Raw genomic sequence first — 26,501 nt, 5'->3', positions numbered from 1 at the left:
GGGGAACAACAATGACCGAAGAAAAAAAGCCTCGCGATGATAACGATGTCGACAGCGACGAACACGCGCAAGGCAAAGAGATCGAGACCGGCGAGGAGAATTTGCCGTCGAAAGCGGCCGCCGTACATGAAGTCATCCGCATGGAAGGAGAGAAAGAACTCGAGCGCGACGGACAGGCGCTGCTGTGGTCAGCCATTGCCGCCGGGCTGTCGATCAGCGCCTCGCTGATGGCGAAAGGCATTCTTCACGCCCGTCTGCCCGATACGCCGGAACGTTTTTTTATCGAAAACCTCGGTTATACCGTCGGGTTCATTATCGTGATCATGGCGCGCCAGCAGTTATTTACCGAAAACACTGTCACCGCCGTTTTGCCGATCATGCAAAAACCGACCGGCAGGAATATCCTGCTGCTGCTGCGTTTATGGGCCATCGTGCTGGCGGGTAACGTGATTGGCGGCGGGCTGGCGGCGCTGGTCTTTCATCTGGTGCCCTTTTTCGATACGGCGACCGACGAGGCATTCCGCACCATCAGTCTGGAAATCATGGAGAAAGACGCCGAAGGCATGTTTGTCGGCGGCATGGTCTCCGGCTGGTTGATCGCGACGATGGTCTGGATGATCCCCTCCGCCGGTACTGCCAAGCTGTGGGTGATCATGCTGATGACCTATATGGTGGCGATTGGCGACCTGACACACATCGTGGTCGGCTCGGTAGAAATCCTGTATCTGGTGTTCTCCGGCGCCATCCCCTGGTATGAATTTATCTGGCCTTTCGCCCTGCCGACGCTTGCCGGAAACATCTTCGGCGGCACCTTTATCTTCGCGCTGATCAGCCACGCGCAGATCCGTAACGATATGAGTAATCAGAAGAAAGCGAAGGCGAAAAAAGAGGAACAGGAAGCCGCGAAAAAAGAGGCCGCAAAACCCTGACTGGCGAGGAAACAACCAAACGGCAGTCTGATGCCTTATTATTCTGAGAAAAATGGGTATACTACGCGGGCGCTTTCCACAGGCGCCCGTGTCTCCTTAGTTAAACGGATATAACAAGCCCCTCCTAAGGGCTAGTTACAGGTTCGATTCCTGTAGGGGACACCAATTTAATGTCTGCAAACGTCCACTCAAGTCTATTTTATTCTCTAAATTCAGCAAGTTAACCCCATCACTTCGTCTACCAAATTCCAATAACTTTTATCAACATCCTGCACATTTTGTTGGTATAACAGTTGGTATGGTAAGTTCGATAATGCAGATACCATCAGTATGGGAGGTTTTCTATGGCACTCACTGAGGTAAAAGTAAGAAATGCTAAAGCTGTTGAGAAGCCGGTAAAGCTGACTGATGGTGGTGGTATGCACCTTCTGATTCAGCCCAGCGGTTCGAAATATTGGCGTCTGCAATACCGTTTTGCCGGTAAACAAAAAATGTTGGCGTTAGGTGTTTATCCTGAAATCTCTCTTGCCACTGCACGCCTTAGAAGAGACGAAGCAAGAAAGCTAATCGCAAACAACATAGATCCTAGTGAGAAGCGAAAATCTGAAAAGGTTGAAGAAAAAGGTTTGCTCACATTCGAAACGGTTGCCAGAGATTGGCATTCGAGCAACAGGACATGGTCTGATAGTCACAGAACAACAGTGTTAAACAGCTTAATCACCCATCTGTTTCCAGTTATTGGTAAACGGAACATCACTGAACTCAAAACCCGTGATTTGTTGCTTCCGCTAAAAAACGCTGAGAAAAGCGGGCATCTTGAAGTAGCTTCGCGTTTACAACAACGCATAACAGCCATAATGCGATATGCCGTCCATAACGCTTTGATTGACCAAAATCCCGCCTATGACCTTTCGGGTGCCGTGACAACACCTAAAAGCACTCATCGCCCTGCTCTCCCCTTCGAACAGCTACCTGAGCTTCTAAGACGAATTGAAGCTTATAAAGGTAAAGGCATAACGCAAATCGCAGTCCAGTTAACTCTGCTGACTTTCATCCGTTCAAGTGAACTTAGGTTTGCACGTTGGTCCGAAGTGAATTTCGAAAATTCCTTATGGACGATCCCAGGAGAACGTCAAGAGTTGGATGGAGTTAAGTATTCTGGCAGAGGCTCGAAAATGAAAAACCCTCACCTTGTGCCATTGAGCAAACAAGCCAAAAGCCTGCTCGAAAAACTTCATTCTATCAGTGGCGATAAAGAACTTATGTTCATAGGTTTTAGTCGTGATGACAAACCAATCAGCGAAAACACTGTCAACAAGGCCCTGCGCACTATGGGCTACGATACAAAGAAGGAAGTGTGTGGCCATGGTTTTCGAACCATGGCATGTAGTGCTCTAATTGAGTCTGGACTGTGGTCAAGAGATGCTGTTGAACGTCAAATGAGCCATCAAGAACGAAACTCCGTTCGAGCAGCATACATACACAAAGCAGAACATCTTGAAGAAAGGAAACTAATGCTCCAATGGTGGGCTGACTACCTTGAAACATGTAAGGTAGAAGCTGTGACACCATTTACCTATGTGGACCGAAGATAGCCGCCTACCGATGGGCAGCCTTGAAAATGCTAATGAGGCTGCCCTACATCCCATCGAATTGGTAAGATTGAACTGAGCAAAGAAGCAATACGAATACTCAAATCAATGGAACCAATCAGTAGGCAGTAGGCAGTAGGCACAGGGAATGAGTTTTTTCGAGCATTAAAACGCCACTTAATCATATGCATGAAAAGACAGCCAATGCAGCTATCATCCGAATGGGGTTTGGAGGCGTGCTTGTAGCTCACGGTATGACTTTATTGCAAGAATAGCAGCAGAAGAGTCTGGTAAGTTCAGGACAGATGTTTTAGAAGCAGCCCTTGCCACTCGAAGAAAGACGAAATAATTACAGCATACAATCGTGCAGAATCTCTTTCGGAACGTCTTGTTCTCATGCAGTGCTGGAGCGATTACGTCGTTGCTCAAAGATTTAAAGCAGTTACCGCATAAATATTACAAGGTTATAATAATCACTAATATTTTCGAAGTGGTAAAAAGGTATTTTTACCACTTCGGTTTAAGTTAAATTTCAAAGATTAAGCCACTCAATTTCCTTTTTGACCAAACTATTATTATCTATAACCTTAATCAGAGATTTAATTTTTATTCCAATTAATTGGTCTTTATTATCAAATTCAATTAAATTTCGATACTTCCTCAGCAATTCAGAAGCGGCAGCACGTGAAAAACCATATTCTTGCAATGACATTTCTTTGGAATTTACCGTCCCATAATCAACAAACTTGGAAAGATTTATCCCACTCAAATCTTCCCCATGTATTGATTTACACAATTGATGGTAATGAGCCAAAGCACTTTCCAGCTTGAATGTAATATCAGTTTCTATGGTATTTATCACTTCTAATATTTTTTGATTTATATGTTGTGAATTATTTTTATCAAAATCGACCCAAGAGTAGGATTCTATATCACGTACTGAGTTACTATATTTAATAGAATTATTTATTATTGCACTAATAGGCTCACCCATCAGCCAAGAGTATGTCATTATATGAAAAGGAACGATACCTTTAGGGTTAACTATTTCGTAAACGTCATTAATTTTTTTGAGATACCTTTTGACATCTTCATTCTGGAAAGTAGTTAGAATATTATTTTTATTTGAAGCCAACTTATAAGCTGAAGATTGAATACCTGAGTCAAAACGATGATTTTCTGAAAAGGTAGAGACATCAATATCAAGAATGTTTTTCCTTATTAAATGCTCACGCCCAGCAGAAATTATTTTCTGTCTAATCTTTGAATCAAAAGTTTCTAACAATCCGCCGACCTTACCTTCATTTATATATGTTAAAACTTCTGATAAAATCATAGTAGATATTTCTACCACTTTGGGATCAGGGGTTTGAACACTCTCATTAAGATAATTAAGAATCTTGCGATGTGCTTTCAATAATGGGGAAATTTCATCTTCGATTTCTATTTTGTCTTTGTTTGTAACCGAATTTTCAAATTCACTCCAAGTATTTTCTCCATTACTAATACAGATAATATTACCTGTTAACTCGTTTTTGTAACGACCTGCTCTTCCTGCAAGGTTCCAAAAATCAAGCGAGAAACCACTATTACTATTAGCCTTACCGAATGGGTAAATAAACACATTTTTAGTTGGTAAGTTTACCCCTTCCAACAAAGTAGATGTGCAAAAAATATACTTTATTTTTTTATTCGCATAAAGGAACTCTATTCTCTTACGAATAAAAGACGGCAAATTCCCATGATGATATGCAATACCATATTTTAAGAGGTGGGGTAACGAGAAATCCTTATGAATAAAGTCAGAAATTAGCTTCGCTTCATTCATCAACTCATCATCAACTTTGAGCGGTATTTTTTTAGATATTAAATACTCTGAAAACTCTATAGCCTTGTTCACACACTGTGATTTGCTTGATACATAGATTAAATTTGAATCATAATTTGAGCCTATTTTCAATATCAAATCAAAATCAGAATCGAATGTATCTGAAACATTAAAATCAACAACCGACTTTGTCACAGTGTCAAAATATTTATATTCGTTTTTATATATATTTGCAAAAAATAAACTTTGGGCAACGGGACTTTCCGTGATACTCAAGCTCTCACCAACCACGTTAAAATATTTGAAAAATATTTGAGGGTTAGAAATTACTGGGCTGGAGAATACAAGCTTTAAATCGGAATACTTCTCTAATGAATTGGAAATGACTTTGTATAAAGTCATAGACCGCCTACTGCCTTTATCAGCTAATTTATGTGCCTCATCAATGAAAAGGACATCAACTTTAATATCATTAAAATTAGTTTCGTATAGAAAATTATTATACCTTTCTTGCGTGAATATCATAATATTCTTTGTGTCAGCCTTTACACCTGACACAGACTTGGTGATATTTACACCTTCAACTTTTCTTTCATTCAGCATAGCTCGAAAATCTACCAAATATTCTTCAAGCAGGGCCTTAGTAGGTAAAATAAAAACAATTATTTTAAATTTATTAAGTAAATCAATTGCACAGTTTTTTATTACAAACGACTTACCTAAAGAGGTTGGACCAGAAAAACTAAAGAAATTGTTAGCCAGAATTTCATTATAAATATCATATTGCCTATTGGTAAATGACAATTCTGAACTAGGTATTGTTTGAACGACCCTCCGAATATCACCTAATATAGTTGATGCTGTTGAGAGAGAAATTGAAGAATCAGTAAAAGATGTAACTGCTGAAAACAAACCGAACTTAGTAAGAATTGATTTGGTTATAGCTTTTGTATAGCTATTATCTGCAAATAGTTCATTAACGCCAGAGATTATTTTTAATGCTATTGCTCGATTTTGTTCATGACTGGAGTTAGACAAGTATTCGCTGAAGTGAAGAAGTCGCTTATGATGTTCAGAAAAAACAAAATCAGATTTGTCTTTCTCAAAGAACGAAGTGGCTAATTCATCTAATAAAAATCTGTAGTGATTGTTAAACTCATAACTACTCTTAATTCGATCACAAAGATATTCAATAAGACTAATCATCACCATATAACTCCCTAACAATGGCCTGTGATAATTCATTTATTTTGTTGCTTGGCATAATCAATAAATTTAATTTAAGACCTGAAGAAAGAGTTTTAAGAATGTTTTCATCAATACTATTACATGCATTATTAACTATAGAAATAATATAGTCACCGACAGTATTAAATTCATCTTTATCATAATTTTCCATTGACAAGGTGAAAACCAAACAAAAAGTATTAAGGTTTTTACTTCCAGTAAATAGAACTTTAAATAAAGTTTCGCACTCTGACTCAGGAAGTTTTTGGCTTAAAAATGAACGTTCTAAAAATAACTCCTGATTAAAACCATAAAAATTAAAATTAGAAATTATTTTAACTATTTCATTATTTAACTCTTCAACTAAATTATTATGGCCGCAATAATTAGAAAATGCCAATTCACATTTACCATCAGCAGTGATCATATAGTGCATATGGTGGTAGTATTTAGCGGTTAAACCCGTAGAGTAAAGATGAGGGGCATTAAGATATGTTTCAACCAATCTCCCAGTTAAAAGTTTATTTGCTGGCTCATGAGAAATTTCTTTGGACAATAACATACCCGCTCTTACCACACTTTGAGGAGGTAAAATTTTATTATTGGTGAGCATGTAGTTAAATTCATTCAACAAAAACCTTGCAATAGGTTTTAAGTCAAAATGAGGAAAACCATTATGTGCTGGTATATAAGTAACAATTTCAAAATCGTTGGTTAATTTTTTTCTAAATATTTCCTTTACGTAACCATTTATAGAATTATCTAATTTAACTGTCCAAACAGGCCTATGAAAAATGACACAATCAAAATATGCATTAATCAAATCATGATCTATATCATTCAAACACTCAGCTATAAGATCGTTATTTTTACCATTTTCAATTATTACAGCATAGGCTACAGGTAAATCAGATTCTGGATATTCTAAAACCAACCCACCAGAAACTCCTTTATATCCTTTTGATTTCTCTATCAAATCGGGAGTTGAATTTGATTCAATATTATACTTAATTAGTCCTTGCGGGGCAAGTTGTGGAAAATTGAGCATGATCCTTCCAGGCTCAGTATCTTTTTCCTTGAAAGCGTTGAGGTAAAATATCTTATCCGCGATATTTTCGATTTCACCAATGCGTAGGGGGTGTGTTGCATTCCCACTAACTCGTGTAATGACTAAATCTTTGTCTGGAAAACTATATACATCCTCCGCATCAAGGATTGTTGACATACAGTCGAATGATAGACAGTTTATGTCAGGTTGAATGCCACATTGCCTACAGCAGCCTGCTGTTTTCGCATTGAATGGTTCGCAAGTTGCCTTCTGATGACAAAGACCATGCTTCGACGAGATCACAAAAGCTGCGTCACAAGAACTAGCCTTGAATAGATACCCTGTTGACTCAGAGCCTAACACCCTGATCTTTATGCAATTACTTACACTCATAGTATCTTACATTCACTCCGTTGGAAGAATAAGTGCATAACACTTGAGATCCTAACACATTGTTCTCACTGAAAATACTTCTGACAGCCTCATTATCACTGCTAAAGTGGAATATTGCTTCAGGGAATTGATCTAAAATTCGAGCAATAGTTTTATTATTTGGATGATTATGCTTACTCTTGTCAGCACAAATAATGTATTCTGTTTTTCCAAAAAGTTTTATCAATTCGCTATTAGTATTTTTTTCGCTTCCATGGTGCGATAGCTTAACAACAGTAAAATTCGGTTCTATTTGATTAGCACTTAGAGTTTCGATTACATCCTTTGCCCATGCGTCACCTAAAAACAACCCTTTAAAACCATTATACTCTATGATGAGAGATAAGCTGGTTCTATTAGTAATTGATCTATCAGGTATGAATTTATCGTCACTATTAGCGATTTCCTCGATACATTCAGTTAAAGAGGGTTCGTCTTTTTCATCAGATGAAATTTGTGGTTGATTATTTTTTTTCTGAATCTTTCTCAAAAAATCACTATGCATTCGTTCCAGAGCATCAACTCTTGGAGTTAAGGGAGTAAGCTTGATATCATTAATGATAATTGGATCTGCCTCACCAAATAATATTTCTACAGAAATATTATTATCCGTCAGGAAAGTATCTAAGTTAACATCTTGAATGTATGATATCTGTTGTTCATCAGCATTGAAAATGCTGCCACAAACATTTAAACTATTAAAAATAAATCTATGAATTTTAACCCCTGAAGATAATATATATTCATAAGCTCCAATATGATCATCATCATTATGTGTCAACACTGCAATATCAATAGCTCTGTCATTCAATAAATCTTTTAGCTTGGCTATCACTTTCCTTCTTATTAAAAAATCTTTGGGTCCAGAATCAATAAGTATCAATGTATGTGTAAAATCCAACAGAATACAATCGCCATGACCGGCATCTAATACATTAATTATAGGCATCACTATCACCTTAATCTAATATCGATTTTAATATTAAAAAGCATGTGACAGTTTTTAAATATTTAAAATCGTTTACTATAGGTAATGGTATAGTAATTTCATTTGGTTACAAGAACAAGGATCTAGATCATGTCTGAAACATTGAAAAATCTTAACAACATTCGCGCTTTGCGAGCCGAGGCAAGCGATCTTACACTCGAATAATTAGAGGAGATATCAGAAAATCTTACTACCATAATAGAGGATCGTCGCGAAGAATAAGATTCAAAACATAAAAAATTATAAAAAACAAGCAAAACTTAAAGCTTTTCTTGAGAAGCTGTTGGAAGCAGGTATTGACCCTTCTGAACTGATAGCCTAAACCATATCACCAAAAGCCGCCCGTGCCCCTCGCCCTACAAAGTATAAGTATATAGATGAGGATCGAAGTGAAAAGATTTGGACTGGTCAAGGTCGTACTCCGAAGGCTATTGCACTTGAATCACGAAAAAAGCTGCAACAATTTGAGTTCTGATAAAAAGATTAACTTATTTGATTAGGCCGTTAATGGGTCAATATTATGAATTAAAGTTCATCATTCAATTTTTGTATCGCCGTGGCAGAAATTCCAGTTATGCTTTGATAATTCACGAGATTTTCAAGGAAAAAAGACCATGGCGCACCACGTTTGACTAATGATTTATCGATTTATAACGTACAAACTATAGCAGCTATTCTGCACCGTTGCGGGTTAAGTGCAAAATTTCGAAAATATACTTGTGGCAGGAACCTGGTGCAGAAACTACACGTATCAGGAAACCTATAAAAGTAGAATTTTGTGCAGGAGTTCCAGATCATTAGTAGATGGGCAAAATTACCTACTTACTCAGCGGTGAGACTGACTATATCTTTCGGTAGGACAGTGATTATCGACTTAAGACCTCGAGCAGTTATTGTCTGAACGATATCGTTCAAAGGATGACGGCACAGTTCATCTACAATTCATTTAAGATGACGTTATGGCTACGAAGCACCGTAAAAGTTGATGGGGTTAAGTATTGCTCAGAGGATTGAATCTATACATTGAGAGCATAGTATCAGCCGTGATGAGATGAAAATCATTGTGTTATATTATATCGAGTGCAATTATAACCGCCGGCATCACGGAAGTGCCGGCGGCCACCTCGCTCGGAACAATTTGAAAACCAGAAGCTTACTTAGAGCTGTGTCCACTTTAAGTGAGTAAGCTCAATCCCACCCACCGCTGCTGATGTTGACAGTTAACTTAACATCCCACTACTGCGACCGAATTAAGTTGACCAAAAAACCCGTAAAGTTTATGCTGATTTTGCACTAAAATTTAATATGAATAATGGGAGCTTTAGTTATGGGTAAGCTTTTAGATTTAACATTTGAAGTAATTAAGCAAAACATTAATCCTCAAAACAGCGCGGGCTGTAAAACGAACGGCACAAGCACTTGCTGTTCTACATATTGCACTGCAAAAAACTGTCAAGGCATTGAATCTGAATCTGAATTTAACATGGATGCTTGGGATCAATACTTACAGATGAATGCAGGTGTATTGCAATACTAACCATACCGGCCCATTTTATATTCTTATGAAATGGGCTTCACTTAACATTAGTTTAGTATAAATACATCATGTTAGAAAAAAAATTTTATTTACAACATACAGTAGATGTATACCTTTCTGAATTGAATGATGAAAAAGTGAAAATCACTTTTCATCGAATGACTACTCGCGAAAAAGTAGAAATCATTACATCTAAAATAATAGCTGAGTTTTTAGCATTACTAGATGGAAAAAGGACTACCCAAGAAATATTAACAAAGCTAGGGGTATTTGAACAATACAGTGCTAATGGTTTAATCACATTTCTTTTGGATCAACATTTAATTACCGAAGATGATGAAAAGGTTGATTCACATTCTCGTTATGCACGTCAGATCGCTTATCTTGATGATATGGTATTGGATAGAAAAGGTCATCATACACAAAAAATTATAGAATCTAAAAAAGTTACCATCTTAGGTTGTGGTGCAGTAACGGGAAATATTGCTGAAACTCTAGTAAGAGCGGGAGTATTAAATTTCTCTCTTGTTGATGACAAATGTTTTCAAAAATCAAATTTAAGTAGGCATGTATTTTCAAGGATTTCTGATATTGGAAATAGCAAAGTTGAAACCTTAGCCAATTATTTAAGGAAAATTGATTCACGTGTAAATGTCACTATTTTTAATGAAAAATTATTACCACATTCTGACCTATCTAAATGGATAAGTGAAGATACAGCTCTAGTTATTAATGGTTGTGATGAGCCTTATATTGGACACACATCCTTAAAGTTGGGCCGTTATTTACAACCACGAAATATTCCGATGTATGTTGCTGGTGGTTTCGATGCCCACTTGATGAGTTCAGGTGAATTAGTCTATCCACCTAATACGCCTTGTATAGATTGCATTCAAAATACATTTAGTAAGGCATTGGGTGACTGGAAGCCTATTTATAGCAAGACTCAAGATATCCATATATTAATTAAGGCTGCTAATTCCGAAGACAAAAAAATCGTCAATTATAATATTGGAGGGTCTGGTGGTATTGTTATGATGAGCGGATTCTCCGCATTTCTTAGCAGCTTAAAGATAATTAAATTTTTAGCTGAAGATTCACATTATAATTATTTAACACTTCGTTATGAATATCTTCCTAATGCAGGTGAACTGACTAGCTTTACATTATTAAAGCAAGGTGGATGTGATGTTTGCAATAAATAAACTCAGGTTAAGAGAAAGCGTAGGGATAATACCTCATGAGGTTGGTGTTGATTTTTTCAAATCAAATATTCGGGAGAATATCTCTCTAAGAATGAACTTCCCTGACATAATCAACATGTTAAAGTATTTTGATGGGAAAACTTCCATTGAAGATATATGCGAAAAATACGGGTTGATAGATAATAATGAGTTAGAAAAGTTAGCAGAATATCTAAAGGAAGAATTTGTTCTTATCGAGCAAGATGTAGCTTATCCAATAGAAAGAATTGAAAAAGACTGCCGTTTAATTAACTTGCTTGAAGATTATTTTCATTCTACGAGTGAAGTACTACACGCAATAAATAGACTTAAAAATGCCAACGTAATGATTATTGGATTAGGTGCAGTTGGTAGCGTTATTGCTACATATCTAGCCAAATTGAACGTTGGGCATTTAGTTTTAGTTGATAATGATGAAGTCGACTTAAGTAATCTACATAGACAGTATTACTTTGAAAACCACGTAGGGCTAAATAAAGCGATTACATTAGGTGAGGAGTTAAAAAATATAAGCCCAGACATTAAAGTATCTATTATTAAAAAATTTTTAAGTAATGATTTTTTTGAAGAAACAGAGATTCCAACTAATCTCAACTTGATCATTAATTGTTCTGATGAGCCAAGTGTTGATGTCACCAGTCGAATTATTTCTAAATACGCCATGCGTTCTAAAATCCCCCATATTGTTGGTGGCGGATATAATTTGCATCTTACACTTATTGGCCAAACTATCATTCCATTTCAAAGCGCTTGTTTCGAATGTTTCAAAACTGCTTTAAATTCGATCAATGACGCCGAATTAAAAAATGTTAAAGCCCTAAATAGGAACAATCGTAAGCTAGGGTCTTTCTCGCCATTATCAGGGATTGCAGCCAGTCTAGCAGCACTTGATGCATTTAAGGTGCTTATTCATAGATACGATACTTTGCAACAGACAAATAAAAGAATTGAGTTTAATGCCCAAGATTTCAGTTTCCAGACAGTAGATATAGAAAGAAACCCTAATTGTGCATGGTGTGGGGATTAATATAATGAATAATATTAAATTAAATGGTATTTCTACGCATAATTTAAAAAAAATTGACATTGAAATACATAAAAACAAAATAACAGCAATTTATGGTCGCTCAGGTGCAGGTAAAAGCTCCCTTGCATTTTCTAGTCTATATAAACTTTGTAGCGATGAATTTGATGCATTAGAAAATGGCTACAGTGAAAATAACGAATATAAAATAGAGAGTTACTCAGGTATTATTCCTGCAATTGCGATATCACAATCGAATAAAAACAACAACCCCAGATCAACTTTGTATTCTTATTTAAATATTGCACAAATTCTTTCTTTTCTTACAAAAGATAATAGCCAAAATATTCCTAACTTTAAATATCTAAAAATAAACAAACCTGATAATGAATGCCCCACTTGTAAAGGATTAGGTGAAATAGTTCATATTGATTTAAACACTATCATCAACGAAAACCTAAGCATCTCTGAAAAACCATTTTCAATTTGGAAGACTGGTACCTTTTCGGGATTGTATCACAATTTACTACTTGCTTTCTGTGAACTAGAAAATATTAACACATCAACTCCATTCAAAAACTTATCACAAGTGGAAAAGAAAAAAATACTCTATGGCATAACCACATCTAGGTTAGCATTCAAATTTAAATATAAGGGGGCCTTAAGACAAAGACGAGCTTATTATGAAGGTGTAATGATTTTTGCACAAAATATGATGGGCCAAAAAACACTTGGGAATGCAACCATTAGAGAAAGTTGTCCTGAGTGTTTTGGTTCCCGGATAAATACAAACACTTATCAACACATAAAAATATTGGGTTTAAATATAATAGAATTTCTTACACAGCCCTTTACTGAAATACTCAAAAAGCTAACCGAATTTTCAGAAGCAACTGAAATACAAAGAGTTATTAAATCAATATGTGAAATGGGTTTGGGGTATTTGAGTTTTTCACGTTCAATTCCGAGTTTATCAGGAGGGGAATTACAGAAGCTCAGATTCAGTCGATTATTTAACTCGAATATATCAGGGATATTGTTAGTTATAGATGAAATATCTTCTCAAATAAATAGAGAGGACTTTCCTAAAATACATGAAAAACTTAAAAAACTATCATTACATAACACTATAGTATTAGTTGAGCACTCCCCCTATTTTATTGAAAATGCAGATTATGAAATTCACATTGGATTAGAAGCAGGTGAAAAAGGTGGTTATATTTGTAAGAATGAAGAAATATTACCTATTATAAGAGAAATGCAGAGGCGTAAAACAAATAAATACATTTACTTCAAAGACATGAGTAAGAACAATGTAGTTAAACAGGAATTAAAAATCCCTAAAGGTTGTTTAACTGTATTGACTGGTTTATCAGGTTCAGGGAAATCATCGATAGCAAGAGTTATTGAAGAAAGAGAAAAGGCTATTTACATCTCCCAAAAAAACACAAATTTCAACGGTCGTTCTGTATTAGCTTCTACAATAAAAATTAATATCCTCCTAGCTGATTACTTCTCAAAGAATACTGGTGTAGACTCCAATAATTTCCTTCTATCAAAAGATGCAGGCTGTAAAAATTGTGCTGGAACTGGGATAATTAAGTATGAAAGAGGATACGATAAAGATATTTACTTAACTTGCCCAACTTGTGAAGGCGACCTTTTTGATAAAAAAAATGAGTTCATTGAATTAAAAGTAAATGGATTAAATATTATTGATTTTTACAATAAAGAAATAAAAGAACTTTATAACTTGTTACATGAAATTGAAACACCATTTAATAAAACACTCGAAACAATGGTTTCGCTAGGTTTAGGACACTTACAATTAAAACGTAAGACCCAAACATTATCTGGAGGTGAGTTACGAAGAGTGAAGTTATGTGAACATTTATCAAGAAAAAAAGAAACAAAGAAAATTTTGATTATCGACGAACCAGTAGCAGGGTTAGACCCTGAAACAGCGAGTAAAATAGCAGAATATATTTATCAAAAAGTACCTTTGTTTTGTGCAGTTATTTTAATAGAGCACAGGCCGGAAATTATCGATTTTTCAGACTATGAGGTTAAAATAGGTCCTTCTGCTGGTATTTTAGGCGGTAAGGTGTTATCGCAAGGCTTTTTAGAATGATTTAGATTTAGTGTTTAATAAAAATTATCATATTGAAAGGAGTGAAGTATGTGGAAGAAATTCATGATGCGCAGTTATCTATTGGCATTTCTTATTTTTTTGTTAATGGCATATGTATTCTCAATTTATATTGGACCAGAGAATTATTACTTCGTATTTATTCCTATATTTGTTTCTTCGATACTTTTTTGGTTAACTAAAAATCATTATAAAAAAGTTAAAGCGCTTAACGATTTAATTTTATGTTCAGTAGCAGCACTTGCTGCTATGGCAAAAGCCCTCAACTGGCTTAAAACGGAAAATAAACCAATTCATTTTTTATTTGATGCAATTTCATTCGATGTGAACTTAGTGACCTTTTTTATATTCCTCCTAACTTTGAAAGGAATTATAGCCTTCTATGAATTCAGACATACAAGTTAAAATACAAGCACAAATAAAATCATGGCGAATGTTATTAAGAATATACCCAATGAAACATTTTCAGAATACATTCGCCCTCTGCATGTTATTTTCTTGTAAAGTGATGTAAAAATTACTGGAAGCAATAATATGAAATAAAAACATATCATTCGCAACGATTCGAGTAAAGTCCAAAGTGTTATTTCATCTCTAATGCTATACCCAAAATAAACAATCACTATTACGGTTATTAATGTTAACACCATATCTACTATGAATTTACTTTTTATATTATTAGTCATGGCAACCTCTTTCAATATTCATAGATTATCCATAGCACAATGATAATGTTTGTCAATTAAGTTATTGCATTTATTTCATGGAGAAAGCAAGGGCTAACTCTGCGAAGCTCCGCTTCATAGAGTTGCCTTGCTTTTCTTCCTTTTAGTCAGAAAAGAGATGCTCAGAACTTCTTTGATAATATTTTGGTGGCCATGTCGCCTAAAAAAGATAGATAAATTTCATAAAAACCAATAGAGTTGGATGAGTTTTTAAAAGAGGAAAATGGACTCTCTATGCAAATATCTAATAAAAAGAAAATCACTCTAACTCCCTGGAGTTCTAAATGGAGGAACATCTTCAAGAATGAATCTGATAATCTTAGAACCAATATATCTGGTGCAAGTTATAATATTCACATCGAGCATGTTGGTTCAACTTCAATAGAACATATTATAGCCAAGCCTAACATAGATATTTTGCTGACCGTAGATGAATGGAGTCATATTGCCGATATACTTCAGCATCTTGACACGTTAGGTTATAAAATTATTGAGCAATGCGATAAAACTCCGAGATATTTTTTAACTAAATCGGTTCAGTGTGACAGCATTGAGGCAATTAATTTGCATATAACCATCCCTACTTCAAGGTGGGGGACTGATATGTCTCTTTTTCGTGACATTCTAAATGAAGATGAAAGTCTCAAAAAAAAATATAGCGAACTCAAATCAGAATTAATAAAGAAACATCATAATGATCTGGAGTCCTACACTTCCGGGAAGTCTGATTTCATATCAAGTATATTAAGAAAAGAATACTCTCTATATGATGCTACCAATCTTTTGTCACATCAAAGAGCAGAGCTAGACATGGCTGGGAAGTATCAGATTAAAATGATGCTAGCACAATTTTTCTTAGCTATTTTATCTGCCACCTCAGTTTACATTGATGATAATTTTTTTCTTCTTTTAGTTGCTTTTTTCGGTGTAATTACAACTATATTTTGGCTTAGGTTTGAACATTTACAACAACGCCATCGACAAGCTGGTGATCAAGCCCGGCGTGCTCTGTTAATAAAAAATGGCCTTAAAGGAGTATTTTCAAATAAGCAAAATGTATCTATCTATAAAAATTTCACAGCATCGATTGATGATAAAAATCTTTCTATTGATACATATTTTTCAACTAAAAAAACGCCAGGGTATCAACGCCTAACTGAAATGATAGAAGAGTCATCATATTGGACATGTGCGTTGCAAAAAACCAGCGCGAAAATAATGTTATTGTTCTTAAGTTTATTATTATTATTATTTATTATCATTGGATGGGTTTCCTCCGTGACTATTCAGTCCCCAACCATTTTTTCAATAGCGCGAACTTTAATTGCATTCTTGATATTATTATTATCCTCTGATTATTTAGGTGTAATGCTTTCATACTTTAATGCAACTAAAACCATTACTGATATTTTTGAAAGAATCGAAGGTATTGAAGGTCGAAATTATTTAGAGGCAGATGTTTTACTATTGATGTCGGATTATAATGCGGCTATAGAAAAATCACCTAATACCCTACCATGTTTATATAAGATAAATAACAAATCTCTCACTAAAGAATGGCGGAGATATATACATCATAAAAATAATAGAAAAACCCTATAAGCAATCCTAATTCACATAAAACTCGAGGTAACTTCAGCTTTATGTGAATTGCATAATGAGATTTCATGTATTGACAATAAAATAAAGTAATCTATAAGTATATCAATTGAAGTCATATAAAAAGGAGTTTATATGGAAAAAAAATCGGTGCCTAATATTGTCACAAACCCAACACATCTAAAAGCACAATCCCCGTTCCCCTCAGAATTTCTCCGCACCCATTGTGTTAGTGTTAGACTGAACAATATAGAATTACAACACCTTAATACCAAACGTGGTCCTAGAAGCAAAGGCGAATGGCTTCGTATGGCATCCCTACACAAATTACCCCCCATTATACCCGCTATTAATACCGAAGCGTGGAAAGCACTTTCTGAAATATCACAAAAGCTAAATCGTATTGCGACTCATATTGATGGTAAGAGCAAAGAAAGCCAGCTTACCCATACTGAACTATTTGCAGTCAGAAGACAGATCAGTGAACTTCGTCAACATCTTCTTAATGCGGATATTTGGAGTGTCTCTCGTGAAGGGTATGCAGAAGATCAAGAGAGGTAAGAACTTCTCAGGTGTGGTCCAGTATGCATTGAAGCCTGGTTCACATCATAAAAGTGATCCAGTCGTTATCGGGGGCAATATGCTGAGTGACTTAGCCCTTGAACTGATTGCTGAATTTGATGACACCAAACAGCTTCGCCCGGAAGTAGAAAAAGCGGTGTGGCACAATTCGCTTCGGTTGCCCTGCGGTGAAAGCCTAACCAATGAACAGTGGGTAGCATTTGCCAACGACTACATGCAACGCATGGGCTTCTCAGAAACGCATCTTAGGTGTTATGTGTTGCACGATGACGAAGCCGGCCAGCACATACATATCATCGCAAGCCGCATAAATCTCAGTGCCGGTAAACTTTACCTTGGCAGGAACGAAAACCTCATCAGCACCCGGATTATTAGTGAACTTGAGATTACTCATGGCCTTACTATTACCAAAGCCGCATCTTCAACCAAACCGGCACAACCGAAGCGGAAAAGAATCTCTCGCAACGAACAGATGCTTTCTCAACGGACTGGTGTTCTTTCACATAAGGAAGCTCTTCAACAGCTCATTGATAAAAGTTTGGCTGATACGCCTGAGCTTCTAACTTTTATCAAGCGGCTCGCAGATAGCCAAGTGGCCTGTAATGCCAATGTCGCTTCGACGGGAAAAATGAATGGCTTCTCATTTGAATACCAAGGGATAGCATTTAAGGCTTCTCAACTTGGGAAAAAGTATTCGTGGTCAAACTTGCAGAAGCTCCTCAACTACGAGCCAGACCGCGATAACTCGCTACTGTTGCATACCAGACCAGTTGCTCCTGCTCCTGCTCCTGCTCCTGCTCCTGCTCCTGCTCCTGCTCCTGCTCCTGCTCCTGCTGAAATGGTAATCAGGGTAACAAAGGAATCACTAACTATTTCTGAGAAAATAGCTTCTCTTACTCCAAAGGCTTCTATTGCTCTTACACCGGCTTTGATACCGAGAACCGTAGTTAAAGCAGATAAACGGCAGCAAATACTTAATGCAGTTTTCGATTTACAAAATGCCCAGAAAATCAGGAAAGCAAAACATCCCCGCTTCAGCTTGTGGCTTCCTTTCATTAACCTGTTGAAAAATTACGGTTTTTGTTTAATGCATTCATTCCGGAAATTTAAGAGAGTGTTGAAAATCCACGCTATATCTCCCGCAATACAAACTCAATTCACTGCAAATTTAAAACGACAGAAATAACAACTAATTGCCTTAACATGAATGCAACCATATCGAGAGTAGGGATTAATCCATTGATTTCACGAGATTCATCGATCGGTTATACAGATCGATAATCCAGTGCTGATAGCCTACACCTATCACAAGTAAGCCATCGATCGGTACAAACGTTTTTACTAAAGCTCACAAACCATCGAGAATTCATCGAGATAAGTTTAAACGTTGTTAAAAATCAACCAGATTAGATGGATACTTAAATGACAACAGAAATCAGTTTCAAAGAACCTTCTAAACCAACAATCTTCGTTATGAAACGGGTCTGGATAGCATTAGCAATACCCGTAGTAATATTCTGCACCTTAGGTTCAGAAGCTGTCTCACAGTCATTCGTTGCATGGCTACTGGCAGGTGCCTTTATAATTTTTACGGCAATACCTAAGTATCTCGATAAACGCAAAAATCATTCAACTATCGATTATTTAAACGAGAATAACGATGGCTATTACTATCATGAGTTTGACAATACAGCGTTGCTCTTAGATTTAAATAAAAAGACTCTGAAACTTAAAGAAAAAGGTAAAGAGCAAACATATCCATTCAGCGACATTAAGACATGGCGTTATGATTTGATAAGCTCAGGGAAAATTATCGGTGTAGGTATTACAAACGGAATTATTGCCAAGTCACAGAATGATTCTAATAGATTAAAAGATGCAAAAAAATCTGGTTTTTTCATTTCAGTAAAAGATATTCAAAATCCCGAATGGCAAATCAAGTTTTTCCCAAAAAAAGGACGTTTCAGTGATGATGTCGGTTTTAGAGACACAGAGCTTCAAATGAAGCGTTGGATGCAAGTGTTTGAGCAAGTTTTGAATAAAAATTAATCGCATTAAATATAACAAGGACAGTATCATGAATAAATTTATTAGAGTTTTACTTACTATTTCTATTTTATCAATATCAGCCTGTTCATCATCAGGGAACCAATCTTTGAAGAGTGAAACTCAGGCTACATTACAAACGAAATTAATTAAAAATAAAACCTCCAAAAGTGATGTTGTGAGAGCTTTTGGTTCACCTACGTCTGTAACTTCCAAAAATGACGGTGGCGATATTTATCTATATGAAATGAACAATGGGAAAATAAACCCGTTGACTTATGTTCCTGTCGTTGGATTCTTCGCTGGTAATACAACAACAGAATCAAGAACACTATCCATAACATTCAATAAGAATGATACTGTCAATACATGGAGCTTTTCGTCAGAAGACAGAAAATCTGAAAACGGGATTGCCAACTAATATACCCTACAAGAGATTGTGATAGCCTCATAGTTCAGGGCTAGGTTATTACAACCTCTTTCTTTTAATAGGCTTACAAGCTGTTGTCACGCGACTGTTAATCTCTTTCATTTCATACTGAGCTTTTAACTCAACGTAGACTTGCTCTAATCTCACCTGATTCCCTTCAATGTAATCTACCAGTGTATTTAACTGAAAGAAAAGCACCTCTTTATGTGGTAGTTCTTTTATAAGGTTGCCTTTTAGACATTTAAATACGCCACAGAACATCTGCATAATATTATCAATGTTTTTAGTTGAACAGCAATACTGAGAGTCTGGGTAGAAATACTTAAGATGATACCCGACAAAAATCAAATACAACTTATATGTGAATATTTCATCTTTTTCGTTATACGTATCAGTAATATATTTATCAATGAGTGTTATCAACTTCTCTTCTTTCGATAGAGATTTATTTGTATTGTCCATAGATTGCATCCTTGCAATAGGTTTGTCTTCCTGACTTAATTAAATAATTATCAGCTTTCATGAGGTTGTCAATAGGTAAAACCTATCAATATAAAAATAAATAACAAAAATATCATTATACTAACTCAATCATTATTATTTACTTTTGATTAAATGGTCGATTCAAGTTCTCTGGTGAAACACCATGCCTGTAAGCATTATACTGCCAACGGGTAAACTGTTCCTTATACCTTTTATTTTGGCTTTTTAATGCGTCATTCTCTGCTTTAAGGTTCAAAATCTGCTGTGCAGCAATAGCTAAATTTGCAGGTTTCTTTAAATCAGATGCTTTCAAATTTAATACGTTCTTTTTAATTCTATACGCCTCGACAACCTCCTCATGTGAATTAAGTGATTGCCTCGTTATGGTTCTATTTAATTTTTTGTGTATTGACTCACACAAATTAACCCATGTAATTTTCCCATTCCACATTTTTATAATATATGTTATCGCCTTTATCTCACTACTACTCAAATGTTTTGCCATATATTTTTCCTATTTTAGTTACCTAACAGATTGTTTATTCTATTTAAATTCAACTCATGATGCTTGATCCATTTTTCAGCACCATAGTCACCATTTTCAAATGCTACTTGAGTTAGTCTCTTGAACTCTATTATTCTATCTCTGATGATTAGAAGCCTATTCTTATCAGTTGGTTTTAGTTCTTTTAAGTGATTGCATGACTCAATATATTGATTTATTTTTTCACAAGGTAGAATTGCATAATCATGAATACAATAACCGCGTTCTGTTAAGTGTATTGCTCCATGCTGAAGATCATTTAAGTTCACAGCTAATCCTGCAGATGAGTTCGGCTCCTTATGGCAATAAGAATTTACATGGAAATCAATAGTTCCAACTTTTTCCACCATCTCTTCTTCTGAAACATGGTTATAAACACGGTTCTGATTTACATTGACTCTACCAGACCATTTTGAGATATCTAATTCCGACATTTCACCGTAATGAGCAATTGTGTTTAAAAGATGTCTTGGCTGGTGTGAACGAATGAGTAGTGGCTTTCCTTCCTCATCAAAGAAACCATATCGAGCAAAGATATTTTTATAACCATACTCATGACTTTCTTTCCATTGCATATCAACGGAAAAGAATCCTTTAGTAGGTTTATACAGAGAATAGATATTCGTCATTCGTGACAAAACAAGCTGATTATCATTAAGTAAACATAATGCATTACTATATTTTATAGATTTTTCTTTATCAAACCATGGGAAATTTTGGCTAAATCCTGAACGAATCATTTTCCATAGTTCAGTCAATGTGTATGCGTAATCACTTGCATTAAGGAAGGTCTTATTGCCATCAAGACTCGTCCTTTTAACTTTCAATATACATGCTTTTTTGTCATGCAAAGGATATCCCAATGCATGGCAGACCTGCTCAACTGTTAATTTCTCTTTTTCATCGACCAATGGACACAGTTCATGTCGATAAAACTCGTCAGGGTGATCTTCGCACCATATAGCCAGTGACCTTGCATTTCGAGAGAGATGACGTAGCCTTCTGACAGCTTTCTTTGCAACTGGCACCATAACTTGTGGAATCCACTTTATATTAGGCCCATATCCCTTAACTGAATAAAATCTCAAAGCATATCTTTCAATTCCCTTGCTATCTTGCTGGATAATTTCACAATCAGCAGGTAAAGCTAAAATCTCAGAAATTCGGCTTGGACAACAGAGGAGAAGCGCAAATACTGAACTTGTAAACATATCTCTTTGGCTCATTACATCATCATCTTTTGAAAAGATATCTGCAATAGCTAATAACGCAGACTCATTGGGCAATTTATCTTTTCTTTGATAGTCATCTATGACTGGAATATAATTATTTTTAACTTTCTGTTTTACCGAATTTTTCCAAGCTATATAACCAGCTTTTACAAGATTATGTTCGTAAAGGAAATTGGATAATCTTTCAAGCTGTGTTCCACATTGTGCCAAAACATTACCCTTGAAATGTTTTCTTCCGATTTGCATTGCTTCATCAAAAATTATGGTTGTAACATTATAAATGAAACCATTACTACAAATCTGCAAAAGTGCTTGTTCAAGACACCTCAATGCCATCATCACAGATCCATAGCTCTTTAGCGGTTTTAGTGAGTGTTGATACTTAATGTATGCTTTAGCAAAATTAGCAAACTCGTCATGCATTGCATCTGCAGAACTGAATTTTTTACATCCCACGCCGATCTTCCGAAATGTCGTAACTCCTTTCCACACACAGTTATCCCAATCTTTAATTTGAGTAAATCCAATCAATTTATAATGGCAAAATTTTATGAAGTTATTATAATTATCCTCCACATTTATTGAATATTTAGATTTAAACAAAACGATATTATTCATTAACTGTTATCCTTAATATCTTCAAATGGGATAAAAAAAGCACATTGATCACAAGGGTAATCTGAATTTTGCGCTTGACATATTTTTTTCGAGAAAAACTTAAAAGCCAGGTCTTTTTTCGATTTCATCCCATACATAAAAATATCTGCTAAAAATGAAAGTTGCTTTGTAACAGCATTATCTATCCTTTCTGCACTATCGGCTAAGTTCTTAATATAAATCCCAACACTTGAAGTCGAAGAGTGGTCAAGCAATTCGGCAATGACGCTGGCATCATGACCATCCTGAGCCAGCAGTGTCGCTATCGTATGACGAAGTCTTCTTGGATTAATTTTTAGTAACAAACCTGTCCGGCTTGAAATTAAATTTTCAAATTTAACTATTCTAGTTAATGCAGCATGGGCTATTGAAGGCTTTGCATTTAATACATCATTATTTGTTAGCTCAAATATATTTTTTGTTTTCTCTAACTTGCACAGGCTTTGCTTGTTTAGAAATATAGGAATTTCTCCTTTAACCTTATCATCAAGAGACATGCCAAGAACTTTCTCAACAAGATCAACTGAATCATTGGCTTGCTTAACTATAATCGAAGCCAGGTGCGGGATTATAGCAATATCCCGATATTGTTGTTGTACATCTCGTTGTTTAACTCTTGGCATACTAATTAAGAATTCAGTTAAATCGCCACTTATATTCTTTTTTCTAATATCTTTATATTTTAACAGAACTAACTGCTGTGGCCTTCTTCCTGTCATGCTAATTAATAACGATATTGCATAATCTGATAATGATAATTCCCCTTTGCCATACGCATTAGTTATAGCTTTGATCAATGAATCAAGCTCATGTTTAGTTAGTGGTCCTTCATTCGGGTCGTCTTGCAAAACTGCCTGCCCAAATTTCTTTATTTTAAGATCGAAGTGTTTCAATAACTCAACTGCATTTTCATCAACTCCAGGATATCCAAACTCGAACCATTTAATAATAAATGGTCTTAAAACCCGTAAATTTGTAGGGTGGATATCTTTATATTGCATCACTGCCTTATCATTAATGCTTTCTGGCTGTATGTTCTTAATGAAATGCACCATATGATTAATTATGGTTTTTATGTAAGAACGACTATTACTACAAGCATATTGCTGCAATGTATTTATGAATCCATTAAGCAAGTTTACATTCATAATCTCGATTAAATTGCTAATACTTATTTTACTGTTCTCATCTAAACCTAATACCCTCTGGACGATAATGGTTTTACCTTCATTAGATTCTATATTTTTATTGTTTTGCATAATATTATTCATTACACATTCCTTTAAATAGTGTCTTTTGAAGATCAATTGATGTCTTTTTCGAAATTTCGACAATATGCCTGCGATTATAGATTAATGAAGTGTCTGAACCCGGTCTCCATCCCATTAGGTAAGAACGGATTTGCTGTTCCTTTTCATCTGAGATGCCCCCTATTTCATCTATTGCTTTCGAAAACTCATAGTTCCAAGTATGTCTAAGTTTATGACCTGTCAATCCATCTAAAAGTGAAGATGATTGTCGAACAACGCTGACTATTTTATGATAGGAGGAAAATGATAGAGGTTGTCCCTGGGTTCGGCCTTCCTTGTAAGTAACAAAAAGAAAATCGTTCTTTTTCGCGTTTTTAATTTTACGTCTATCATTTAAAATATAGTCTGAAATTTCCAGCATTAGTGTTGTATCAACACTCAGCTTTCTCTCACAAGTTTTAACCAATGGCTGGTATACTCGTGGATCTGATCTATCATTAGGTCTTCTTCTTATAGAGATTGTTGATTCTGAAAAATTTATATCGCTAATCCTTAAATTCAAAAGCTCACCAACTCTAATGCCAAATGAGTGAAGCAACAGAAATATCAGATTATTCCTTTTTTGTACATTTATTGAAAATGGGTTTGAATTACTACCGGGTGCAAGCATGTTAAATAAGGAATCAAGTTGATTTTCATCTAAACTTTTTTCAATATTCATATTATATTTACTGTTGTTCCTTGGCTGTTTTCTTTTTATGTTTTTAATGAAAATCTGTATCTCTTTAATCTTATCTTTCTGGCTTGAAAGAGAAAGATGAATTTTGCATAACCATTCTAGATAGTTAGCAATTGTTGTCACCCTGAAATATCTAGTTGGGATTTTAACAGCAATATCTTTAAAACTGTTAGGTTTTTCTTTCTTGAAATTGATCGATGTATACTCTATCAAGTCATCGATTTCATTAGGAGTCAGAAATATCATCTTCTGAATTCTTTCGTCAATCTCAATGTTCTTATTGTCAAAAAAGCGATATAGCAATGAAATGTTGCCTGCTATCACTTTCATTGTTGATATTGACTCAGAACGATTCCTGACTTGTGTTGTTATATACAGATTAGGATAAAAAAGTGGTTCCCCTGTTTCTTTATCAACAACATGACAATATCTTTCACCATTTTCAAACATAAATGAATCCACGCAAATACTACACATATATTCCTCCTAAAGTTTACAAAAAGTATAGTTCTAATATATTAGTAATAGACGGTTTTTAAATTTACAAAAAAAATTAAAGAGAATATTCTTAAAATTATATGTAAATCAATATATAACGATTTAAAAAATTACAATTTATCATCTGGTAGATCTAGTAAAGATTATGTACACCTAATACTTAGAAACGAGTGTCAAACCTAAGTAGAATAAGACACTCAATGTTTTCGTAAAGTATTTTGTAAAGTTTAACCCTGTATTTATCATTCAAACTTTACATTTTCTGTGAATATTTCCATTTTCTCTATCCTTTAATAGAATTAGTTTTAAGCAGCGTTTTTTCTTGTTTCATCTATTGTTGCTTGAATCCAATCATCAATTTCACTTTCAATAAAAGCTATAGACCGTGAGCCGATTTTAATTTGAGTTGGGAAACGCCCTTCGCTGATGAGCCGATAGATCCAGGCTTTTCCGTAACCAGTTCTCAAGAGGACTTCAGGAAGACGTATTAGACGAGTGCTTTTGTTGTTCATTTCATATTTCCTCTTGTTCGTTTCAATGAAATGACTATACGAACTGTCGGAATAAAAAAGGAGCGAGCTTCCGAACCACAGGGCAATGAGTAGCCCTGTAGATCTAGGTGTCGTGGAGTTACGATTAGTTGGAATCAGAGAGTTTCATCACATCTGAAACTCTCATGTTTTTTAGGTGTGGATTTCGATTCATGAAAAAATTGAACTGCTTGGCGAAGTCCATTGTTGCAGCTTTCATAGCAAGTGGTCGATCTGCATCTTTGATGTGATAGTGAAGACGGATTGAAGCCTCATCGTCTTCGTCCGTGTATAGAAGACGAGAAAGGCGATCATCTGACACTCGAACATCTTTCCTTTTCGCCCATAGCAATATGTCCAACATCGCTGGCAAACGGTAGTTTATGATTTTTTTGATAGTTCCATAGCCAAAACGAACCGCACCAGCCTCATCAACCTCAACCCCTTTAATCCGTCTCCATTGAGGCAGTGCTGCTTTTATGGACTCTGTAATTTCATCGTCTGTTCCACTACCGAGATCGATTTCGAGCAGAACAGTTTTCTCACATAAAGGGGACATTAGCGCTGATACATAAGCTTCGTGATGGGGAGCGTTAACACTGTATATATCGTTTCCTCTTTCCCAAGTGAAAAGATTCACATTGAGAGCAGATACGCTCAGTTGAGCAAGCCTGCTGATATCAGTTATAAAAATGTGGGGAGGGTTGTAAAGGCTATCGTGGGTCGTTGGGTAGTCGAGTTGTGTGTCATTGAAAAGATGGGGGTTGCCACTGAAAATTTTCGTCATGTAGTTCCACAACCCTTTTTTCTCTTCCTCCGTGGGCCATGGCTTAAACAAATGCGATCTAGCCCAAAGTTCATGATACAGGCCGTTTAGGGTGATTTCTTCGAACTTACGGTAGTTATCTATGTCGAGCCAAGCTTTGATTTCTTTTGTATGCTCTGGGGACCAATTTTTCATCGAAACACACTCCAGCAATAGACCATAATCTGTTAGTGTTGAACTTCCCAGACTTACTCGATTTATGCAAGTTTCAAAGACTTAACTGATGACAGCGACATAAAAAATCTTTGTTGGTATTAATGTTGGAACAATTATGACTACCTATAAAAATTCTCTTTTAAATCATGAAAATATTTATACATTCGATTCCTGTAGGGGACACCATTTTAGCGCTCATAATATCC

General features: G+C 35.6%; 22 protein-coding genes, 1 tRNA gene and 2 pseudogenes. 15 read left to right on the top strand and 10 right to left on the bottom strand.

All coding sequences use genetic code 11. The annotated features are described in order from the left end of the window. Window positions 1-11: 11 nt before the first annotated feature. From EDF78_RS08465 to EDF78_RS25760, 4 genes and pseudogenes are all read left to right on the top strand, one after another. Entirely contained in the window at window positions 12-929 is a 918-nt protein-coding gene (locus EDF78_RS08465; protein WP_133822914.1) for a formate/nitrite transporter family protein, read from the top strand. A 90-nt stretch (window positions 930-1,019) separates the two neighbouring features. Beyond that, a tRNA-Arg gene (locus tag EDF78_RS08460) sits at window positions 1,020-1,094 on the top strand. 179 nt (window positions 1,095-1,273) lie between these two features. Beyond that, complete coding sequence (locus EDF78_RS08455) at window positions 1,274-2,524, top strand: integrase arm-type DNA-binding domain-containing protein (RefSeq protein ID WP_133822913.1); 1,251 nt, start codon at window positions 1,274-1,276, stop codon at window positions 2,522-2,524. A 54-nt stretch (window positions 2,525-2,578) separates the two neighbouring features. After that, window positions 2,579-2,974, top strand: a pseudogene (locus EDF78_RS25760) (integrase); the annotation flags it as partial. Between the two features lie 79 nt (window positions 2,975-3,053). Here EDF78_RS25760 and EDF78_RS25755 read toward each other — a convergent pair. From EDF78_RS25755 to EDF78_RS08435, 3 genes are all read right to left on the bottom strand, one after another. Continuing rightward, the gene (locus tag EDF78_RS25755; RefSeq protein WP_243839432.1) at window positions 3,054-5,561 is read right to left on the bottom strand and encodes a DEAD/DEAH box helicase; all 2,508 of its coding nucleotides are present in this window, start codon (window positions 5,559-5,561) and stop codon (window positions 3,054-3,056) included. Continuing rightward, window positions 5,548-6,801: a hypothetical protein gene (locus EDF78_RS08440; RefSeq protein ID WP_133822912.1), complete on the bottom strand. Its 1,254-nt coding sequence runs from the start codon at window positions 6,799-6,801 to the stop codon at window positions 5,548-5,550. The genes EDF78_RS25755 and EDF78_RS08440 overlap by 14 nt, the downstream gene beginning before the upstream one ends. Window positions 6,802-7,003: 202 nt before the next feature. Continuing rightward, the gene (locus tag EDF78_RS08435; RefSeq protein WP_133822911.1) at window positions 7,004-8,005 is read right to left on the bottom strand and encodes an MBL fold metallo-hydrolase; all 1,002 of its coding nucleotides are present in this window, start codon (window positions 8,003-8,005) and stop codon (window positions 7,004-7,006) included. 129 nt (window positions 8,006-8,134) lie between these two features. Here EDF78_RS08435 and EDF78_RS08430 point away from each other — a divergent pair. The 11 genes and pseudogenes from EDF78_RS08430 (at window position 8,135) to EDF78_RS08380 (ending at window position 19,371) form a co-directional block, all read left to right on the top strand. Next, window positions 8,135-8,519, top strand: a pseudogene (locus EDF78_RS08430) (H-NS family nucleoid-associated regulatory protein). An 852-nt stretch (window positions 8,520-9,371) separates the two neighbouring features. Next, window positions 9,372-9,581, top strand: a complete 210-nt coding sequence (locus EDF78_RS08425) for a hypothetical protein (protein WP_133822910.1) — start codon at window positions 9,372-9,374, stop codon at window positions 9,579-9,581. Between the two features lie 68 nt (window positions 9,582-9,649). Next, on the top strand, window positions 9,650-10,786 hold the full coding sequence (locus EDF78_RS08420; protein ID WP_133822909.1) for a ThiF family adenylyltransferase: 1,137 nt from the start codon (window positions 9,650-9,652) through the stop codon (window positions 10,784-10,786). After that, window positions 10,770-11,852 carry a ThiF family adenylyltransferase gene (locus EDF78_RS08415; RefSeq protein ID WP_133822908.1) on the top strand — a complete coding sequence of 361 codons (1,083 nt, stop codon included), beginning with the start codon at window positions 10,770-10,772 and terminating at the stop codon, window positions 11,850-11,852. Before EDF78_RS08420 ends, EDF78_RS08415 begins: the two co-directional genes overlap by 17 nt. Window positions 11,853-11,856: 4 nt before the next feature. Beyond that, on the top strand, window positions 11,857-13,980 hold the full coding sequence (locus EDF78_RS08410) for an ATP-binding cassette domain-containing protein (RefSeq protein ID WP_133822907.1): 2,124 nt from the start codon (window positions 11,857-11,859) through the stop codon (window positions 13,978-13,980). A gap of 48 nt (window positions 13,981-14,028) precedes the next feature. Next, window positions 14,029-14,403, top strand: a complete 375-nt coding sequence (locus tag EDF78_RS08405) for a hypothetical protein (RefSeq protein WP_133822906.1) — start codon at window positions 14,029-14,031, stop codon at window positions 14,401-14,403. Window positions 14,404-14,957: 554 nt separating this feature from the next. Next, window positions 14,958-16,325 carry a GrpB family protein gene (locus tag EDF78_RS08395; protein ID WP_133822905.1) on the top strand — a complete coding sequence of 456 codons (1,368 nt, stop codon included), beginning with the start codon at window positions 14,958-14,960 and terminating at the stop codon, window positions 16,323-16,325. Window positions 16,326-16,457: 132 nt separating this feature from the next. Beyond that, window positions 16,458-16,883 carry a hypothetical protein gene (locus EDF78_RS25580; RefSeq protein ID WP_243839431.1) on the top strand — a complete coding sequence of 142 codons (426 nt, stop codon included), beginning with the start codon at window positions 16,458-16,460 and terminating at the stop codon, window positions 16,881-16,883. Beyond that, the gene (locus EDF78_RS08390; protein ID WP_166654450.1) at window positions 16,852-18,090 is read left to right on the top strand and encodes a relaxase/mobilization nuclease domain-containing protein; all 1,239 of its coding nucleotides are present in this window, start codon (window positions 16,852-16,854) and stop codon (window positions 18,088-18,090) included. Before EDF78_RS25580 ends, EDF78_RS08390 begins: the two co-directional genes overlap by 32 nt. A 236-nt stretch (window positions 18,091-18,326) precedes the next feature. Beyond that, window positions 18,327-18,953, top strand: coding sequence for a DUF4755 domain-containing protein (locus tag EDF78_RS08385; RefSeq protein ID WP_166654448.1), 627 nt, complete (start codon window positions 18,327-18,329; stop codon window positions 18,951-18,953). Between the two features lie 28 nt (window positions 18,954-18,981). Continuing rightward, entirely contained in the window at window positions 18,982-19,371 is a 390-nt protein-coding gene (locus tag EDF78_RS08380; RefSeq protein WP_050870708.1) for a hypothetical protein, read from the top strand. Window positions 19,372-19,419: 48 nt separating this feature from the next. Here the strand turns inward: EDF78_RS08380 and EDF78_RS08375 are convergent, their stop codons facing one another. The 7 genes from EDF78_RS08375 to EDF78_RS08345 all read right to left on the bottom strand — a co-directional run bounded on the left by EDF78_RS08375 (window position 19,420) and on the right by EDF78_RS08345 (window position 26,274). Next, a complete protein-coding gene (locus tag EDF78_RS08375) occupies window positions 19,420-19,842 on the bottom strand; it encodes a hypothetical protein (protein WP_133822903.1) in 423 nt (140 codons plus the stop codon). 139 nt (window positions 19,843-19,981) lie between these two features. After that, on the bottom strand, window positions 19,982-20,368 hold the full coding sequence (locus EDF78_RS08370; RefSeq protein ID WP_133822902.1) for a hypothetical protein: 387 nt from the start codon (window positions 20,366-20,368) through the stop codon (window positions 19,982-19,984). Window positions 20,369-20,382: 14 nt separating this feature from the next. Continuing rightward, a complete protein-coding gene (locus EDF78_RS08365) occupies window positions 20,383-22,257 on the bottom strand; it encodes a DNA-binding protein (protein ID WP_133822901.1) in 1,875 nt (624 codons plus the stop codon). Further along, a complete protein-coding gene (locus EDF78_RS08360) occupies window positions 22,257-23,567 on the bottom strand; it encodes a tyrosine-type recombinase/integrase (RefSeq protein WP_133822900.1) in 1,311 nt (436 codons plus the stop codon). The genes EDF78_RS08365 and EDF78_RS08360 overlap by 1 nt, the downstream gene beginning before the upstream one ends. After that, on the bottom strand, window positions 23,560-24,762 hold the full coding sequence (locus EDF78_RS08355; RefSeq protein WP_133822899.1) for a tyrosine-type recombinase/integrase: 1,203 nt from the start codon (window positions 24,760-24,762) through the stop codon (window positions 23,560-23,562). Before EDF78_RS08355 ends, EDF78_RS08360 begins: the two co-directional genes overlap by 8 nt. 326 nt (window positions 24,763-25,088) lie before the next feature. Further along, the gene (locus EDF78_RS08350; protein ID WP_032905947.1) at window positions 25,089-25,295 is read right to left on the bottom strand and encodes an AlpA family transcriptional regulator; all 207 of its coding nucleotides are present in this window, start codon (window positions 25,293-25,295) and stop codon (window positions 25,089-25,091) included. A gap of 124 nt (window positions 25,296-25,419) precedes the next feature. Next, a complete protein-coding gene (locus EDF78_RS08345) occupies window positions 25,420-26,274 on the bottom strand; it encodes a DUF6387 family protein (protein WP_133822898.1) in 855 nt (284 codons plus the stop codon). Between the last annotated feature and the right edge of the window lie 227 nt (window positions 26,275-26,501).

Origin of the sequence: Rahnella sp. BIGb0236 (assembly GCF_004364755.1) — a bacterium.
Lineage (GTDB): Bacteria > Pseudomonadota > Gammaproteobacteria > Enterobacterales > Enterobacteriaceae > Rahnella > Rahnella victoriana.
The sequence above is the reverse complement of the archived record's forward strand: the minus strand, read 5'-3'. Positions and strand labels throughout refer to the sequence as shown.